At 51.0% G+C, this 18118-nt stretch carries 14 protein-coding genes and 1 tRNA gene; 2 read left to right on the plus strand and 13 right to left on the minus strand.

What is annotated here, in order from left to right:
* Positions 1-126: 126 nt before the first annotated feature.
* From INP79_RS12360 to htpG, 12 genes are all read right to left on the minus strand, one after another.
* Positions 127-203, minus strand: a tRNA-Met gene (locus tag INP79_RS12360).
* A 75-nt stretch (positions 204-278) separates the two neighbouring features.
* Entirely contained in the window at positions 279-2012 is a 1734-nt protein-coding gene (msbA, locus tag INP79_RS12365) for a lipid A export permease/ATP-binding protein MsbA (protein WP_194754587.1), read from the minus strand.
* 49 nt (positions 2013-2061) lie between these two features.
* A complete protein-coding gene (locus INP79_RS12370) occupies positions 2062-2970 on the minus strand; it encodes a glycosyltransferase family 9 protein (protein ID WP_194754588.1) in 909 nt (302 codons plus the stop codon).
* A 16-nt stretch (positions 2971-2986) separates the two neighbouring features.
* On the minus strand, positions 2987-4039 hold the full coding sequence (locus tag INP79_RS12375; RefSeq protein WP_194754589.1) for a glycosyltransferase: 1053 nt from the start codon (positions 4037-4039) through the stop codon (positions 2987-2989).
* Positions 4032-5144, minus strand: coding sequence for a glycosyltransferase family 9 protein (locus INP79_RS12380; protein WP_194754590.1), 1113 nt, complete (start codon positions 5142-5144; stop codon positions 4032-4034). Before INP79_RS12380 ends, INP79_RS12375 begins: the two co-directional genes overlap by 8 nt.
* A complete protein-coding gene (locus INP79_RS12385; protein ID WP_194754591.1) occupies positions 5128-6390 on the minus strand; it encodes an O-antigen ligase in 1263 nt (420 codons plus the stop codon). Before INP79_RS12385 ends, INP79_RS12380 begins: the two co-directional genes overlap by 17 nt.
* Before the next feature lie 2 nt (positions 6391-6392).
* Entirely contained in the window at positions 6393-7517 is a 1125-nt protein-coding gene (locus tag INP79_RS12390; protein WP_194754592.1) for a glycosyltransferase, read from the minus strand.
* Between the two features lie 16 nt (positions 7518-7533).
* Positions 7534-8520 (minus strand): mitochondrial fission ELM1 family protein, encoded by a 987-nt coding sequence (locus tag INP79_RS12395; RefSeq protein WP_228519967.1) that lies wholly within the window; start codon positions 8518-8520, stop codon positions 7534-7536.
* Between the two features lie 129 nt (positions 8521-8649).
* Positions 8650-9405, minus strand: coding sequence for a DUF4197 domain-containing protein (locus INP79_RS12400; protein WP_194754594.1), 756 nt, complete (start codon positions 9403-9405; stop codon positions 8650-8652).
* Between the two features lie 93 nt (positions 9406-9498).
* A complete protein-coding gene (locus INP79_RS12405) occupies positions 9499-12000 on the minus strand; it encodes a glycogen/starch/alpha-glucan phosphorylase (protein ID WP_194754595.1) in 2502 nt (833 codons plus the stop codon).
* A 157-nt stretch (positions 12001-12157) separates the two neighbouring features.
* Positions 12158-13411 carry an OmpP1/FadL family transporter gene (locus INP79_RS12410; RefSeq protein ID WP_194754596.1) on the minus strand — a complete coding sequence of 418 codons (1254 nt, stop codon included), beginning with the start codon at positions 13409-13411 and terminating at the stop codon, positions 12158-12160.
* A gap of 148 nt (positions 13412-13559) precedes the next feature.
* Positions 13560-15473 (minus strand): molecular chaperone HtpG, encoded by a 1914-nt coding sequence (gene htpG / locus INP79_RS12415; protein WP_194754597.1) that lies wholly within the window; start codon positions 15471-15473, stop codon positions 13560-13562.
* A gap of 266 nt (positions 15474-15739) precedes the next feature.
* Here htpG and INP79_RS12420 point away from each other — a divergent pair, with 266 nt between their 5' ends.
* Positions 15740-16372 carry a diguanylate cyclase gene (locus tag INP79_RS12420; RefSeq protein WP_194754598.1) on the plus strand — a complete coding sequence of 211 codons (633 nt, stop codon included), beginning with the start codon at positions 15740-15742 and terminating at the stop codon, positions 16370-16372.
* A gap of 616 nt (positions 16373-16988) precedes the next feature.
* Here the strand turns inward: INP79_RS12420 and INP79_RS12425 are convergent.
* Positions 16989-17675 (minus strand): hypothetical protein, encoded by a 687-nt coding sequence (locus tag INP79_RS12425; protein WP_194754599.1) that lies wholly within the window; start codon positions 17673-17675, stop codon positions 16989-16991.
* A 155-nt stretch (positions 17676-17830) separates the two neighbouring features.
* On the opposite strand from INP79_RS12425, the gene INP79_RS12430 reads away from it, so the two are divergent.
* Positions 17831-18103, plus strand: coding sequence for a hypothetical protein (locus tag INP79_RS12430; protein ID WP_228519969.1), 273 nt, complete (start codon positions 17831-17833; stop codon positions 18101-18103).
* Positions 18104-18118 lie beyond the last annotated feature (15 nt).

The raw sequence follows: 18118 nt of genomic DNA on the forward strand, positions 1-18118 counted from the left end.
TTTTTAAAGAACATCAGCTTTTCGCTGTTTTCGTTACCGTTATTTCGTAACGAGGTGCGCATTATACAGAGGTTTTTCGTTCGGTCAAGCATCAAATTCATTTAACTTTAAAACGACTTTTTTGCTTGGTTGCGGGAACAGGATTTGAACCTGTGACCTTCGGGTTATGAGCCCGACGAGCTGCCAGACTGCTCCATCCCGCGTCCGAATCGACTAGTAAAACTTGTGTTGCGTCGAGAGGTGAGACTATAGCAAAGTTTCAAAAACAGTGTCAACAGTTATTTGCTAATTTCATGCATATTGTAGAGTGCGGCGTATTTGCCGCCAGCCTGCATGAGTTGCTCGTGCTGTCCCTCTTCCACGATTTGACCTTGATCCATCACAATAATTCGACTGGCATGTTGTATGGTCGTTAAGCGGTGGGCGATCATGATGGTGGTTTTGCCCTGCATGAGCTGGTTTAAAGCCGCCTGCACTTTGTGCTCGGATTCGTTGTCCAGTGCTGAGGTCGCTTCGTCCAGAATTAATATAGGTGCATTTTTGAGCATCGCACGCGCAATCGAGAGCCGCTGCCGCTGGCCGCCTGACAGGCGCAGGCCGCGGTCACCAATATGGGTATCCAATTGTTGCGGCAGCTTTTCGATAAACTCCCAGGCATACGCTGCCTTGGCCGCAGCAATCACCGCCTCTTTCGTGACTCCACGCAAACTACCGTAAGCAATATTGTTATATATCGTGTCGTTAAACAGCACAGTGTCCTGACTGACCAGTGCAAATTGTTGCCGCAAATGTGGCAATGGCAGTTGCTGAATGTCGATACCATTGATCGTGATCTTGCCTTGCTGTATTTCGTGGAAGCGCGGCAACAGATTGACCAGCGTGGATTTCCCCCCGCCCGACATGCCCACCAGCGCAATACTTTCCCCCGCCAGGATCGTCAGATTGAGTTGCTTCAATGCCGCATGTTGCCCATAAGGATATTTAAAAGCCACATTCTGCAATTGAATCTCTTTAATGGGCGCCCCCAATAGCAACTGCCCCTGATTGCTTTCTGCCGGGGTATCCAGCACGGCAAATACACTCTGGCAGGCGGTCACCGCAATTTGTACATCTTCGTTGACAGAAGCAATGGCTTTCACCGGGCCAATCAACATCAGCAAGGCACCGATAAAGGCGGCGAACTCGCCGGCGGTGAACTCGCCGGCGGCATAATAAATGACCGTCCCCAACGCAATCGCTGCCAACACTTCGACAAACATACTATTCAAGCCGGAAATGCGCCCCAGCCTCACCATCATCTGTCGATTTGTTGCGGAAATATTACTGAAGCGCTGATATTCATAGGCTTGGCCATTAAATACCTTGACCACACGCTGGCCGCTAGCGGCTTCTTCAATGACTTGCGTCATATCAGTCATACTGGCTTGCACCTGCTTGCCGGAGTTGCGCAGCTTGGGCGTCATTTTCTTCAGGTAGCGGGTAATCAGCGGCGCCAGCATTAAAAACACCATGGTCAGCTTCCAGTCCAGGTACAACATATAAGCCACGATGCCGAGTATGGTCAGACTATCGCGGATGGAGGAAATAATGACTTTGGTGACCGCACTATATAGTTGCTCACAATCAAAGGTCATTTTGGTAGTGATGTTGGCGATGGCATGCTGATCAAAAAAACTGGCGGGCAGCGTGAGCATATGGCCAAACACATGATTGCGTACATCTTCAATCACTCGCCGCCCGACGATACGCATCAGGTAATTGGAACCAAACCCGGCCAGCGCCCGCACAAATAACAGGCCACACAGCATGGCAGCCAGATAAATGCGTGAATTATTTTCTGCGTGACCGGCAAAGCCTTCATCTGTCACATGCTTGATCGTACTCAAAAAGCCAGTATTACTGGCGGAGAGCACCACCAGGCACACCAAGGCCATGGCAAATGTCAGCCAATAAGGCTTGATATAGGCCATCAGCCTGGCTAATTGTGTGTAAGCGCTCTGCGTATGATTCATGAGGATTATTTATACCTGTTGTAGCTTTACATAGATGCTGGCCATGCACTTATTTGCCTGTTTGAAGCAGCAATGTGTGCAATCTATCCACCACTTCTTGCACGGTGATGCCAGAAATACTCTGTTGCGGATCCTGGATAAAATACGCCTGCGTGGACCACGGCAAGTAGCGCCCAGGGGAGCCTGGCCCGAACAGGGTGAAGGTAGGCAGCCCAGCGGCAGCAGCCATATGGCCTAGGCCAGAATCATTGCCCAGATACACATGGCATTGTTTAAGCAGTGCGTAGGATTGCGGCAGGCTCAAACGACCACACGCATCGTAGACCGGCAGGGTAGCCTGCGCAGTAAAGTGCTTTGCCAGTGAGCGATCAGCCGCACTGCCCAGCAAAACGATGCCATCAATGTGCGCAGCCAAGGCATTGGCGACGGCCACATAACGTTCAACTGGCCAGATTTTTCCGGCAAAATTTGCCCCGGGCCCAATCGCCAGCCAGCGCCCTGGTGTTGAAAACTGCGCGGCCACGGTTTGCTGATCTTGCTCGCTGGCCCATAACTGCACAGGCGACGTGCGACAGCCAACCAAGCCGTGTATGGCTGCCAGGTGTTTTTCTGCCGAATGTACATGCAAGGTATTTTGATTGGATAACTTTTTGAATTTCTGCTTTCCGCGTAGCAAATACAGCAGAAAGTCGGTGCGTAAATCCACAATGACGTCGTAATTCGTTTGCCTTAACGCAGCAATCAGTTGCCAATAGCCTTTCCAGCCGCTCTTTTTGTCCCGTTTAAACAGTCGGCCCATATAAGGGCATGGTTCAAACAAGGCTGATGAGCGGACATCACAGACCAGATCTATCCGCGCATCAGGATATTGGGCATGCAAGGAAGCCAGTACTGGCGTAGTCATGATGGCATCGCCTATATTCGAGAGTGTCACAACAAGGATGCGTGCGCAGGTCATAAAGGGACGTCCAACATCATGCAACCGGCAAACCGATGGCGTTAAGCGCTGACATGAGCTGCTGACGCAAACGGGTTTCTGAAAAATGCATTTGATACCAACCATGCGCAGCCTGCCCCTGGTCACGTGCACAACGCGACCACTGCACCACAGCCTCGGCCAGCGCAACCGGATTAGCGGCTTCAATTTGCCACAACCCTCGCGGCCTGTCATGGCTTAACTCAACCGGATAAGCCGCGCTTGCACGAGTAATCACCGGTTTTGCACAAGCCAGTGCTTGGAATACTTTATTGGGAATCACTTGTGCAGCTTTCTCCGAATCCCCAAACACGCCCAGCACAATATCCGCTTGCGCGATGCGGTGTGGCAGTTGCGTATAAGGAATACCCGCCTCAAACCGCACATTCGCCATGCCCACCGCCTGTTGTTGTGCACCGGCCTTTTCTGGCCCATCTCCCAGCAACACCCATTGAATATGGGACTGGCCAGCGGTCATTTTGGCGGCATTGATCACGGTTGCGACCCCATGCAAGGCAATAAAGCTGCCATAAAACAATACTTCAATCGCCGCCGGGCACGGCTCAACTTCCACCGGGGTAAACAAGGGCTGCTCAGCGCCTACATAAACACAAGCCGTTTTTGCCGGTGACAACATGAAGCGCTGCGTAAACATGTGCTGTTGTGGCTCGGTATCCAGCAATACCATATCCACCGCTTGCAGCCACTGTAACTCGCGGCGCAATAGTTGTTGGGCCTGCCTGCTATCAACCGCAAACTTCCGCCGCTCATACACCTGCTTTTGCCAGGCGCTAATTAGAGGGTCAAACAACACAGGAATATTTTTCTTGCGCGCCCATCGCGTGGCAGCTGCCACATCGCGATGCCGGAAACAGGGCACCCACACTAGGTCTGCGCGCAGGCCTTTTAACTGTGCCTCAATATCGGCCAGGGCACTGATGCGCGGTGAAAAATCAATCAGCTCATAGCCCATAGATTGCAGCAATTGCCGACAAATCCGGTTGCGCGAATAATTGCGGTCTGACCGCCCCCACCAAATCACCTTAGGCATGCCTGGCCTCAGCCAAATAAGGTAGGATGCGTTGCGGGGTGAGTTGTTGCATACAGCTATGATGGCTGCACTGCTTGGCATAACAGTTCTTGCACGGGAGGTCCAGTTGCACGGCCTGCACCTGCTGGCCTGGTGGTTTCACCCGCAAGGGATTGGTCGGGCCACAGATCACCGTCATGGGCGTGTGCGTCGCCGCGGCCAGATGCGCGGTCCCTGTATCATTAGCCATAATCGCGCTGGCATGCGCGCAGATGACGGGGACTTCAAGCAAACGGGTCTGCCCGCATAAGTTCACCACTTGTTGCGGATATGGGCTGGCAATTGCCAGGCACTCTTCCGCCTCATCACGTCCGCCAAGCAAAACCACGCGTTGGCCCTGCTGCAGATAATACTCAACTAAGGCGCCATAATTGGCAGCCCCCCAACGCTTGGTCAGGCCACTGGCATGGCTACCACACAAAAAAACCACAAACGATTTGGATTGCAAACCATGTTGCGACAACAACTGCTCGGCAGCCGTCACTGAAGATGGCGCAATATGTAACTTGGGACCATGCGTGTGCAAAGGAATACCGGCCGCCAGCAAGGTTTGCTGCATGATTTGGAAGCTGTGTGCCTGTGGCAGGCGCTGCGGCTGACGAATGGTGTAAGGGAAACGCGGGTGATTACCCAATAACCAAATTGGAGCCTTGCCCATCAAACGGAGCATCGCCAGCAAACCACGGCTTTTATCGTTGGTTTGCAGGTCAATAATCAAATCGTATTGCATAGAAACTACTTCTGCCAGCCACTGTTTGTAAGCGCGCCAGCGGCCTGGCGTTTGCTGCAAGTTCACGCACCACACCCGCTGAAACCTGGGATCATCCGCAAATAGTGATTGCCAGGCTGGCATGGTGTTCAAATGCAATTCGGCCTGTGGAAAAGCCTGACGGATATCCTCCATGATGGCGGTACTGATGACGATATCTCCCATACCGCCCCACTTCATAATGAGGACGCGCCTAATGGCCGGGTCGCGTGGCAAGTCGCGCACGACGGTGTGATCCAGCGTAGCGCTCAAACAATCAGCATCCTGGTATGACATCAACCTAGGTTGGATGGTCATCTTGGCTCCGCTCCAAGCTGGCAATAAACGCGCAAGCCAGTAACAGTAATACCGGAAACCACCACGGCACCAGCATTGGCTGTGTGGTATTGACCGGGAAGTAAAGCACCATCAACGGCAAGGCGTAAGGCCAGGCCTGAGATTGATCAGCGACTGTTGCCTGCCTGAACCAGCGTACACATAACACCACAATCGCCACCAACCCCAAACCGCCAACCAGTCCGGTTTCTGCCAGCCATTCGACATAAATATTATGGCTATGGGTAGGATTGTGGGCAAAAGGATCATCGGCCCGGCTGGTGTATTGTGCATAGGCACGCTTGTAGTTATTGCTGCCTATGCCGGTGATCGGTTCGGCTTGCCACATACGCAATCCGGTTTCCCACAAGTTCAGGCGATAACTGAGTGCATGATTCACCCGCTCAAAAGCGGATTGCTCAGCGGCAGCGATGGCCTGTGTATTCTGCAGTTTATATTTGGCTAACTGTGGATTTAGAAAGCTAGAACACAGAGTTACGACCAGTGGCACTGCCAAGACAAGCAGCCAGACTTTCCAGCTAGGCTGGCTACGCCATAGCCCCAGTAGCAACATCAGAAGATAAATATAGACATAACCACGTGCACCAGACAGCGCCACCACCACCCCGGCGCCCAGCAGCATTGCCCAGGCCAGCCAACCATATTTAGGCTGCCAGTGATAAAAAATAAGGGGTAACACAGCCAACATCAGGATGCCTTGGTGCAAATCGCTGAACATGCCGGTAATCCGGCCCTCAGGCGTTTTGGGCATGCCCAGCACATCCACCCCAAACAGGTATTGAATAGCACTATCCATTATCCACAGGGCAATGACCCAACTCAGCCAGCGCGCAAGTAATGGCCTAACCGTAGCCTGCTGCAATAGCATAATCAGGGCAAGTCCTGCCAGATACATCAGGCTAAACCAGGCAATAGCCGCTAATGTGGCTTTGACATCAAACGCATGCAGTAATGATAGCCACATAGGCAGCCATAACAGCAAAAAAACCGCTGTCCAGCGGCACACTGCGCGATGCTTGCGTAAATCTGAGAACCTCGCCAGCAACAATCCCGCACCAACAATAGCCAGTAACAAAGTAGGCAACCTCGCACCCCCAGAAAAAGGGCTCCAGGCGATGATCATCACAGCCAGCAATAAGCAAATGTGTGCTAAAGCCTGCGGTATGCCGAGGGGCTTATCCTGATGTAAAGACGCAATGGCATGCATGATTAATTCCCCTGCCCGGCATCGGCCATCACATCATGATAGACCGCCAGTGTTTTCTGCTGCATCACCGGCAATGAAAACTGTGTGTTTGGCAACACGGTAGGGGGGTGTGCCAACCAGTTCAGTGTCAGCATGGCGACTTCGGCCACATTGCCCACCGGCACTGCCCCTTCCGGCAATAGCGCGGCCAACTGCTCAGCCACACCTCCATGCTGGTAACCAATCACCGGCACGCCCAAACTCAATGCTTCCACTGTCGTCCGTCCAAAGGCTTCCGGCTCGGTAGATAAGGAGTAAACGATCTTGGATATGGCCATAATCTGTTTTACATCGCGGCGGTGGCCGGTCAGCGTGACGCACTCGGACAATCCGGCTACGTGTATCTTCTGCTGCAAACCAGTGGCAAAGGCCTGCTTGTCAGCGGCCACCTCGCCCACCAGCAAAGCGTGTACATCCTGATGCTGCTGGCAAACAATGCGCAACATGTCTATAAAATCTGCACCGCCTTTCCAGCGTGAGACCCTGGCAGGCAACACCAACAAGCGCTTGCCGCGTGTCTGCGGATATTCGGCAAACCACGCCTGTTGCCAGTTCACATCTGGCGCATAGCCAGGGGAGTACTGGGCGGTATCCACCCCGCGGTAAATCAGCTGCAATTTGCGCACATCTGCCTGATACTCGCGCTGTGCATAGGCCTGTATTGTTTTAGAAATGACGATAACCCGCTCACCACAAGTCATGATGCGGCTATACCAGCCAGGCCGGTAATAGCCATGTACCGTCGTCACCATGCGTGGTCGCTGCTCAGGAGGCAGGCCTTTCCAGGCCAGATATACTACCCAGGCCGGAAAGCGCGAACGCACATGCACAATGTCCACTTGCTCACGCCGCCATAGCGCCCGCAATTTAGGAATCAATCCTAATGTCAGCAACGACTTGCGGCCAATGGGAAAGGTGAAATGGGTACTGCCTGCCGCCTCTAGCTCAGCCACCATACGGCCACCCGCCGACATCACCAGCGAGCGGTGCCCTTGCGCAACCAGATGCGCTGCGACCTCCAGCGTGCCCCGCTCTACCCCGCCCGATTGCAAGGCAGGTAATACCTGTAAAACTGTCAGTCTACGCAAAACAGAACTTCAACCACTAGGTTAATCGTGATACCAGGCGACGCCTTGTAGAAGGTCGATGGAAATAAGCCAGCAAGGCATCGCTGCAACGGCTGGCCTCATTAAAGCCAATCACTGGCCGCATATATTGACGATACAAACCATAAGGGTCATACCTGGTCACCAGTTGACGATCTATTAATTTTTCCATGCCCCGACTGACGCGGCTCTTGCCTTTGGCTGAGAGGTTAATCAGCCCCACCGCGACTTGTGCCGTGAGCGCTTCATACACCATAGAAACAGAATCCTCGGTCACCCAGGCCGTAGACACGCGTGACAAGGTAGTTTGCACCCAGTCTTTATCGGTGTCGGCAATCGGGATAATAGTCAGGTTAGTTAACCTCACACGCTGCATGGCAGACACAAAGCTGGCTGGCGTGCGTCTGGAAGTGGTCAGGATGTAATTGACTTCAGTATGCTTGCGCACTAAGTCATAGACTTGCGCAACCACACCCAATTCATCCCAGTGAAAATGCTTGCTGGGCCCACCTATCATGATCAAAACGTCACTACTCTCTTTGGCGGCAGTACTGGGCTGAATATGATTAATGACACCGCGCGTCTCGATAAAACTGGAGAAACCACGGTATTGGTCGTGCTCAGGAATCAAACAAACATCAAACATTTCGGCAGGCAGGCTAGGCTGCATCATGCACACCGTTTGCCCACCATAAGCACGTTTGGCGGCCAGCATATGTCCGTGCGTGGCATGACCCGCGCCAATAATCATATCCGGTTTGGATAAGTGTTTGCCAGCTGGCCACACACCCGCAGCCAGGTATAACCAGCCTGCGCCACCACGGCCCACTGGCACATCGACCACTTGAACCAACATGCGTTGCTGCATGGCATTGACCAGACCAAGAGACTGATGCTCATGACCGGGTTTGCCGTCTAACAGACGCCAAACCACTAGCGCATTGCTTGAAGCCGGGGAATTGTTTGAGCGATTTTGACTAATCATGGGCATCACCTGCATATGCCGTGCAGGTTAAATGCCTATGATGACAAAATCATTAAAGTAAAAAGAAAGAATTATGTCGACACACCCGCGCCGACGCGCGGGTGCAATGTAGAAGCTGATGAGAGTCGGCTACTTGGCAGCACCAAATACCTTTTTGAGCAGATTACTGGCCTGGCCCATCGGGTCCTGGCGAATGGCAGCTTCTTCTTTGGCAATCATCAGGTATACACCATCCAGTGCTTTCTGCGTCACATACTGGTTAATATTGGCATCCTCTTTTTTAATCACGCCAAACTTGCTGCCCATCTCGGCATATTTATTATAAGTGTCTGCCAGTTGCACATTGGCCGTGGCTTTTTGCACGATAGGCAGGAACTTGGCCGCCATATCGGTAGAAGTCGTTTTCTTGAAATATTGCGTGGCGGCATCTTGCGGACCGGTGAGAATATTTTTGGCATCGGTCACACTCATTTGCTTAACCGAATTCACCAATAACGTTTTGGCCTCAGGCACGGCCTGTTCAGCGGCGCGGTTCATTTTTAAGATCAACTCATCGGCCTGGCTGCCCATGCCCACCATGCGCATGCCTTTTTCAATTTTCTTCAAAGAATCCGGCAACGGGATTTTGACCTCTTTATTGCCCATAAAACCATCGGTCGTGCCCAACAGGCCAACGGCTTTACTCACGCCCTGGTTAAGCGCTTGCTTGAGGCCGTCGCTGGTTTCCTGTTCGCTCAAGTTACTGACTGCGCTACTATTACCACCACTGCTACTGGACGAGCTACCACCGACTTTTTCAACAATATCGCCCAAGCCCTTGAGGTCCAACGCCTGTGCATCTGTGATTAATAAACCGGCCAACAATACCCATGCTGTGTTTTTCATGATAACGCTCTTTAACAAGTTAAATGCAGTGTACCCATAAAGCACAAAGCAAGTCCAGATGGACTTGCTTTGTTGACGCTGTCAGATAAAAAATCAGGCTTTAAATGGTGAAACCTGCCAGATACGTTGTGCGTAATCAGCAATCGTGCGGTCACTGGAGAATTTTGCCATGCGCGCCACATTTAAAATCGCCATGCGTGACCAAGCCTCTTCATCCTGATACAAGGCAGCCACTTTTTCCTGTGTGGTGACATAGGCAGCATAATCCGCCAGCAACAGGTATTGGTCACCCTTATGCAACAAGGTGTCGACGATGGCCTGGTAACGGCTAGGCTCTTCTACCGAGAAAAAGCCGTTACCTATCATGTCTATGACTTGTTTCAGCTCGCTGTTGCCATGGTAATAATCCCACGGGTTATAGTTGCTGGCTTTGAGTTGCGCGACTTCAGGCGTGGTCAGGCCAAAAATAAAGATATTCTCGTCGCCAACCTCTTCCTTGATCTCCACATTAGCACCATCCAGCGTGCCTATGGTCAACGCGCCATTCAACGCCATTTTCATATTACCGGTGCCGCTGGCCTCGGTGCCTGCGGTTGAAATCTGCTCAGACAAATCCGCCCCCGGGAAGAGGATTTCTGCCGCACTGACTTCATAGTTGGGGTAGAACACCACCTTCAACTTGTCATTCACGGCCGGGTCATTATTGATCATGGTCGCTACATCGTTAATGAGGCGGATAATCTGCTTGGCCAGCCAATAGCCTGGCGCAGCCTTACCGGCAAAAATGACCACACGCGGCGTGTGCTGGCTCACTTGTCCGCTACGGATACGGTTATACAAAGTAATGACGTGCAAGACATTTAATAACTGCCGCTTGTATTCGTGGATGCGTTTAATTTGCACATCAAACAAAGCATTGGTATTAATGGCGATGCCTGTTTTTTGCAGGATTTTGTCGGCCAGGCGTTGCTTGTTGGCTTTTTTAACCTCACGGAACGCTTTTCTGAACGCAGCATTATCAGCAAGCGGCTCAACCTTTTTGATCAAACTCAGGTCTTTCTGAAAACCAGCGCCAATATGCTTGGTTAACAATTCCGTCAGCAAAGGATTGGCCTGGTTTAACCAGCGACGCGGTGTAATACCATTGGTCACATTGGTAAACTTGCCCGGGTAGATTTTATTAAAATCAGCAAACAAGGTGGTTTTCAATAACTCACTATGCAGCTCGGCCACGCCGTTGACGGTATGGCTACCGACAATCGCCAGGTGCGCCATACGCACGCGACGGCCATGCGTTTCATCAATAATAGAAACGCGTTGCAACAAGGCAGTATCGCCAGGAAAATGCTGGTTAACCATCTGCAAGAACTGATGGTTTATTTCGTAAATGATTTCCAGGTGACGTGGCAATAACTGCGCGAATAAATCGACCGACCAGGTTTCTAGTGCCTCGGGCATCAGCGTGTGGTTAGTATAAGCAAACATTTTGGTGATCAACTTCCAGGCTTTGTCCCATGGCAAGTGATAGTGATCTACCAGTTGATGCATCATTTCCGCAACCGCAATCGCCGGATGCGTATCGTTTAACTGGATCGCCACTTTTTCCGGCAAGGTATTCCAGTCAGCGTTGTAGTTGGTGAAGCGGTGCAGAATATCCTGCGTTGAGGCAGAGACAAAGAAGTATTGTTGCTTCAGGCGCAATGCCTTGCCAGACTCAGAAGTATCGTTGGGATACAGCACTTGTGAAATGGTCTCGGCGCTATGGCGGCCTTCAACCGACTTCTCGTAATTACCTTCATTAAAGTGTGCCAGGTCAAACTCGTTCGTCGCCTTGGCCGACCATAACCGCAGATTGTTCACGGTTTGCGTGCCATAGCCAGGCACCGGCACATCATACGGCATGGCCACCACGGTTTCGTGGTCTACCCAGTGATGCTCAATGCCATGTTCGGTATGCACATGCAACACGCGGCCATAAAACTTCACCTCACAGGTATGCTCAGGGCGCTGTACTTCCCAAATGTTCTGGTAGCGCAACCAGTTGTCCGGGTTTTCTTTCTGCTGGCCGTTCTCAATCGTTTGTCTGAACATGCCATAGTCATAACGAATGCCATAGCCGGTCGCCGGAATATCCATAGTCGCCATTGAGTCGACAAAGCACGCGGCCAGTCTGCCCAGGCCACCGTTACCTAAAGCAGCATCCGGCTCCAGCTCGGCCACACCTTCGAGCTTTTGGCCAATCTCCTGCAAGCCCTCGCTTAGTTCCGGTGCAATGCCCAAATTAAGTGCGGCGTTAGACAGCATGCGGCCAATCAAAAACTCCAGTGAAAGGTAATACACGCGTTTGGTATTAGCATCACGGTAAGCATCGCGCGTATTCACCCAGCGGCTCATCAAGTGGTCACGCACGGTAAAGGCCGCAGTCTGGTACCAGTCGCGTGTCGTCGCCCATGAGTTGGACTTGCCTAATGAAAAAGTGAGATGGTTACGTAATGCTTGTGGGATAGGTAATTGTTCGAGTACGAATTCGTCAGCCGCTTGGGCACTGTCAGGTTGTTGAGCGTTTTTACGTGTTTTTTTCACATTGGCAGTCATACATCTTCCCCTGGGGTGTTGATCACAAATTTGCTTTAAGTGAGTCAAAAGCAAAAAGCAAGCCTACAACAAGAATGTGTCAGACATAAAAAAGGCCACAAAATTCATGTTGTGGCCTTTGATTATAACGCCCGAAAGCGGCGTCAATAAAAAAGTTTTACAGTTTCCAGGTATAGGCAATGCCCAGTGCATCCTGATACATCTTCAAATTAGCCTCACCACCACCAAAGGCAGCAGGAATCGAACCACTTCCATCCACTTTGTTTTCAAACGCATGCGTATAAGAGAATGACAGTTCAGATTGCGGGCTTAATACCCAAGTCGCGCCAAGTGATACGTGATCTTTCACCACTCCTGGCGCCAGGATATTGAGCAAGGTATCGCCACGGCGGATAGGCTGGTCGACATGGTTAAACCCTGCACGCAAGGTCAAGCTTGGGCTATATTGATACAAAGCACCAATCTTATACACCTTGGCGTCCTGCCAGTTAAAACCGGCACCATTGTCATTACCCAGGCCATTAAACAAATTCGTCAGCGAAGCATTACCCACCGCATCCACTTCACTATAGTTAATGCGCTGAAAGTCTGCCGCCAGCGTCAACGCCGGGGTCGCTTTCACTGCGATCCCCACGCCATAGGTAGATGGAATATCAAAGTCACCCTGTTCGGCAAACAGGCCTTTGTATTTATCAAACTTACTCATATAAGTACGGCTCTGGTAAGTCGCACCCAAAGTCACGGTATCGGTGATTTCACCCAACCAGCCAATATGCACGCCTGCCCCATATGAATTGTCATGCCCGTTATTGGTCACCCGCCCTGGTGCGGCGCTAAAGCTTGCATTATCAAAACCTTGCAAGCCTTTGGCCTCAAAGCGCTGATAAGCCAGATTTAATGACGCACCGATAATATGTTTTTCAGACACTTTCCAGGTAGCCGTTGGTGCCACAAATACCTGGATCAAGTCTACCCCGGCACGGCCCTGGCTTTGGAACAGTGGAATACCGTTTTTGTAATCCGTATTCATACCACCATTGCCATACACGCTCACACCCAGCGTCACGTCGTCAGAATATTGCTTGTTGTAGCCAAACTCAGGGATCAAGAAATTCTGCGTATCATTGCCTTTGTAAGTGCCATTGGCGCCCGGTGAAGGGCTGCCTTCCAGCTCAGACTCACGTACTGGCCTGAACCAGGTCACCCCTGCATCAATACGGTCACCAACTTTCCCCAGACCCGCCGGGTTAGCTGCAGCAGCCAGTGCATCCTGCGGCAAGGCAATACCTACACCCGCCACGCCCTGTGAACGCACGCCATAACCATGCGCAAAATAGCCGTCGGTTGCCCAAGCACTACCAAATGAAAACGAAACCAATAATGGAATCACTGCGGCCACACTGCGTATCATGACATTCACCTCTGTTTATACGGTTCTCGCCATGTACTCTAGCAAAGCCATTTAATATCAATAAATAATAAATATAAATATATTTATAACTTTTAGATATAAAAAATAAAGCCCGCCAAGGCGGGCTTTATCAAAGCTCATAACAAAACTACAAAATCAGGCTGTTCATGCGTTTGACAAAACTGGCCGGATCTTCCAGTTGCCCGCCCTCAGCTAACAAGGCCTGGTCAAACAACACATGCGCGTAGTCGGCAAATTTGGTGTCGTCAGCTTCGGCCTTGAGTTTTTCAACCAGCCTGTGACCAGGGTTAATCTCGAGGATAGGTTTGCTGTCTGGCGCTTTCTGGCCTGCAGCCTTCAGGATACGCGCCAAATTACCGGACAAATCATGCTCGCCAGCCACCAGACACGCTGGTGAGTCGGTCAGGCGATGCGTCACTTTGACTTCTTTGACACTCTCGCCCAGCGCGGTTTTAATGCGCTCAACTAAATCCTTAGCCTGCTCTTCAACCTGCTTTTGTGCTTCTTTGTCGGCTTCGTCTTCCAGTTTGCCCAAATCCAAATCGCCTTTGGCAATCGACTGCAGTTTCTTGCCTTCAAACTCGGTCAAGCCGCCCAGCAACCATTCATCTACCTTGTCCGACATCAGCAACACTTCAATGCCTTTTTTACGGAAGATTTCCAGGTGCGGTGAGTTTTTGGCGGCAGCAAACGTATCGGCCGTGATGTAGTAAATCGCTTCCTGCTCGGGTTTCATGCGCTCAATATAGGCCTTGAGCGACACCTCTTGTGCTTCAGTATCCGCATGGGTAGAAGCAAAGCGCAATAAACCAGCAATCTTGTCCTTATTGGCAAAATCTTCGCCCGGACCTTCTTTGAGCACGCGGCCAAACTCGCCCCAGAACTTGGCGTAATCTTCCGGTTTGTTTTCAGCCACATCTTCCAGCAAGCTCAATACTTTTTTCACTGAGCCATTTTTAATCGCTTCCACGTCGCGGCTGTCCTGCAAAATTTCACGCGACACGTTCAACGGCAAATCGGCTGAGTCAATCACGCCGCGCACAAAGCGCAGGTATTGCGGCATCAGCTTTTCCGCGTCTTCAAGGATAAATACGCGCTTCACATATAACTTGATGCCCTGACGGCGATCGCGGTCGTATAAATCAAACGGTGCCTTGCCCGGTACATATAGCAATGAAATATATTCCTGCTTGCCCTCTACGCGGCTATGCGTATACGCCAGCGGGTTTTCGTAATCATGCGAAACGTGTTTGTAAAACTCGTTGTACTCTTCTTCAGTGATGTCGCTTTTGCTGCGTGCCCACAACGCTGAGGCCTTGTTGATGGTTTCGTCTTCATTGGTGGTCACCATCTGGCCGCCTTCGCCGTTCTCGCCATCTTTCCATTCGGATTTCTTCATGACAATTGGCAAAGTAATATGGTCAGAATACTTGCGGATGATGGTTTTCAGTTTCCAGTCGTTGAGGAACTCATCTTCACCTTCGCGCAGATGCAAAATGACCTCAGTACCACGACCAGCTTTTTCAGTGGTTTCAATGGTGAAATCACCTTCACCGCCAGATTCCCATTTAATGGCTTCGGTTTCACCGGCACGGCGCGTAATCAGCGTCACTTTGTCGGCAATGATAAAGCTGGAGTAAAAACCCACGCCAAACTGGCCAATCAGGTTGGCATCTTTGGCTTGATCACCGGTCAGGTTCTGGAAGAACTCTTTGGTACCGGATTTGGCAATGGTGCCGATGTTGTTAATCACCTCTTCGCGGCGCATGCCGATACCGTTATCGGCAATGGTCAGCGTACGTGCGTCTTTATCAAACGTGATGTTGATCTTTAACTCGCTGTCGTTTTCATACAGGCTGCCGTTAGAGATAGCCTCAAAACGCAACTTGTCAGCCGCGTCCGATGCGTTGGAAATCAGCTCGCGCAACACGATCTCTTTGTTGCTATAGAGCGAGTGAATCATCAATTGTAGTAATTGTTTGACCTCGGCTTGAAAGCCCATGGTCTGTTTAAATTGCGATTCTGCTGTCGCTGTCGTCATGACAATTTCTCCAAAAACGGGTTGAACACAAAAATTTACGTTTAGATGGGGAAATAAAAACCGTTTTTCAAGAGGGGGATTTGAAGAGATTGCTTGAATGCAGCCTAACCTGTGATTAAAGCATACCGCCATTGCGTGCATAGAGACCACAACGCACGCCATTGGCTGCTTGTTCACCCATTCAAACTGGTCGATTCAGCACACTTTTTGCTAGCTATTTGTTAAAGCAGCATTCTTTGTTCAGATGTCAGGTTAGGAGAGTAGGTATGAATCTCTTTCACACGCTAATCGAGCAAATGCAGGTCATGAAACTGCCACTGTATGCAGTCACACTGACCGCCGTCCCGCGCGCAGATACACCTTTGCTACTCATGCTGCACTGGCATGGCTTCCGCAAACAGCCCACACCCGCCCTGCCCATGCTCAAACCCATCCTACAGCCCGTGCCCGGCTCAGCCTTGCAGATCAATGACCGCTGGCGGCAGCCAGAAGTGGTCGAAGAAGCCATACTCGACGCCGCCTGGCAATTAGGTGCTTGGGACGTGCAACGCGAAGAACACCGCGCCTGCACCTATGTCGGCGCCAGTGAACATGAAGCCCTCGCCTGCAAACAGGCGTTTGGCAAGTATGACGAAGAACTCGAAAGTGAACTACTGGTCAGTGAAGCGCCGGACCGTGACGAAATGTTGCAACTGGGTGCCAAAGTTGGGTATATCCGCTGGCAGTTTAGGCCAGTAAATGGCGGTGTCTGGCAATCGACGGCAGAGGATGACACCCTGCTAGAAGATGGTCGGCGTATCCCGCCCTGCCCGATTCGGCCATTGGCACTAAAAGGGGGCAAATTAACTAAGACGGCGTTTAGGTTGGGGCAGATTAATCGGATTATTTTGTTGAAATAGGTTTGATGACCAGATTGGAATGCTGGCGATTTTAGGAAACATTTCTTTTCGCCCTTTCGGCGAGTGACTTTTCTTTGCTTGCACAAAGAATAAGTAACCAAAAGAAATGCACCCCAGCTTCCGCTTGTTTCCTGCGTTGCTCGTCAAAATAAGCGGTCACGAAACTCAACCTGGTAGCTCACACAGAACGTGAGCTACTGCGGGATTCGAACAGTCGCTCCCTTCACCTTATTTTGCCTGCGCTACTCGGCGCGGCAGATGGGGACCCCGAACACCATGCGACTGCAACCATTCGCGAATTGAAGAAAAAGAATCTGGTTTTGGAACCGTCCAAACTTCTACTATGTGAGTTTGGCGAGAATAATCCCATCCCATCACGCTGAGTAGCGGAGACAAAATAAGAGTAGAGGGAGCGACTGTCTGAGCTCCGCAACAAGCCACGAAGTGTGTGGCTTGTCAGGGCGAGTTTCGTGACCGGCTTATTTTGTTGAGCAACGCAAGGGAGCCGCAGGCCGTGATGGCTGGGTGCCCTCCTCTTTGGTTACTTTCTGGGGGCAAGCACCAGAAAGTGACTCGCCAACAAGGCGAAAAAATACGACTAATAAAGAACCACCCGCTATGGCGTCCACCTCACCCCAATCGACAACCACTGTGTCTGACTATTGCCATTCACCTGCTGCCCGACCGTGCCATCAATCTGAAACACCTCCGGCACCAGCGAGTAACGCAAGCCCACTTGGTAGAAAGGATTTTGCGTATGGTCACCAAACACTTCAGCCACGCCTTTGAAGTTTCCACCCAATTTAAACTCGGAGCCGACACCCATATTGACCTTGTTGCGATCTTCCTGCCGGTCGCGCAGCATGCCAACGTTGACATGCACAATCACATCGTCATCACGCAGCGAGAAAGAAACCGGCACATAAAAATAGGTATTCCCCAACTGGTTGGGCCCAGGCTGAATATCCGGATGCATGACGCGCCCGGCGGCAAAGCCTATGCCCCAGCCATTGGTTTCCAGCGGTTTAAACAGGGTTTTAAACTGGGCGACCCAGTCTTCGGTGTGATAGTTGTCATCGCTGTTACGATAGCTACCGCCGCCCAGGGTAATTTCAAAATTCTCGCCGAGGTTGCATGCAGGCAGTGCCCATAGTTCATGACCGCCCTGATAACTGCGCATCCAGCTTTCCAACTGGCAGCCATGGGCATTGGTCAAACGGGCATCATCCGTGACCAATGGGCGTGCAGCATTGGCATTGTGGGCAATGCAAAGTAAGCATACGAGGTAAAATAAGTGACGCATAAATAGTATCTTAGAGTTTTTTGATGTTATTTTTTTGACATGACGATTTGATGAAATCAAGCCTGCCTATGCGGTTTCATTTTCATATTAGTTTCACTGGCCTCTGCCAACATAACGATTTATACTGTTTGCAGCATTTGTCTGGGGAGGCAAGCATGGCGACTATTGAGGTGACTGAAACCAGTCCGAACTCGTTTTCTGTCACGGTACATGGGTCGCACATCACTACGCATCAAGTCAGTGTCAAACCTGATTATGCGGATCCGTTGCTCGATGCCAAGCACAACGTTGCCGAATTGGTGGCGGCTTCTTTCCAGTTTTTGCTCGACCGCGAGTCCAATACCAGTATTTTGAGAAGCTTTGATTTAAGCGTGATTGAACGCTACTTTCCAGAATACCCCAAGGCCATTAACCGCTACCTTAAGTAACCTACCCGTATTATC

The organism is Methylophilus sp. QUAN, from assembly GCF_015354445.1.
Taxonomy (GTDB): domain Bacteria; phylum Pseudomonadota; class Gammaproteobacteria; order Burkholderiales; family Methylophilaceae; genus Methylophilus.